Below are 946 nucleotides of genomic sequence, written 5' to 3' on the forward strand. Positions count from 1 at the left end.
ATTACCTTTAGTTGAAGGATTACGACGAATATTCACAGATCCATTTGCTTTAAACGTGCCTTTTTGTGCTACAGCTTTTCCACTAGGAGAAGTAGGTGTTGTTGAACCACCTCCACTAGCTGCTGAAATAGGTGGACGAACCACACCCCAGAAATGAGCATAAGTATATGTATGGAACTTAGCTTCAGAGCCTGCTCCACCATTTGTACCTGCTGTATTTTGGTCAAGCACGTCGTAAGTGTTCATGTTACCACCACGAACGATACCTGTATGTCCATAAGGATGTTGTGCATCATACCAAATAAAGATATCACCCAATTTAGGAACAAATGAGGCGCTATTTTGAATTCTTTGCCATCCAGCTGGAAGAGCTTGATTACGCAGGTTTTCAGCGTTACCTGTTAAACGGAATCCCCAGAGATCATGAGCATATTGTACAGATAAGTCCATACATTGAGCACCATAAGCTCCATCGAAATCAATCCATTTACCTACATGAGAGTTAATCCAATTTTGTACATCAACTGTTGTTACCATATTGTTTCCTCTTTTCTATTTTAAGACCAAAGACCTGTACGTCCAGTATATTCTTCTGTGATGTATACTCGACATTGTAAGTTAGCTTGTAAACCATATGAAGTTCCACTTGGTAGTGAATTAGCTCGACCTGAAATTGTTATACCCATAGCTTGTCCAGGTTTAATTGCGTAAATATGAGGTCGCATAGGTGACCAGTTATAAGCAGGTCTAGTAGCTCCCCATTGGCTATCAAGTCCAGTAACCCAATCGCTCCAAGCATCAGAAATAGAGTTTTTACGTCTAACTAAAGTACGTATATTACCGCCCATTTCAGTTGTACCCGTTTTAATATTAGCTTGCGAATATCCTGTAACATGAACAATGATAACTTTACCAGTATTATTGTCGGCTTTTATACCACCATTAT

2 protein-coding genes are annotated in these 946 nt (G+C 39.5%); both read right to left on the reverse strand.

Annotated elements, in window-relative coordinates:
- Positions 1-537, reverse strand: a 537-nt coding sequence (locus N1032_RS24060) for a CHAP domain-containing protein (protein ID WP_259542981.1), incomplete at its 3' end; no start/stop codon positions are given.
- Between the two features lie 20 nt (positions 538-557).
- Positions 558-946 (reverse strand): hypothetical protein (locus N1032_RS24065; RefSeq protein ID WP_259542983.1); only part of this gene is annotated, 389 nt, incomplete at its 5' end.

It is taken from the genome of Herbiconiux daphne (assembly GCF_024979295.1).
Lineage (GTDB): Bacteria > Actinomycetota > Actinomycetes > Actinomycetales > Microbacteriaceae > Herbiconiux > Herbiconiux daphnes.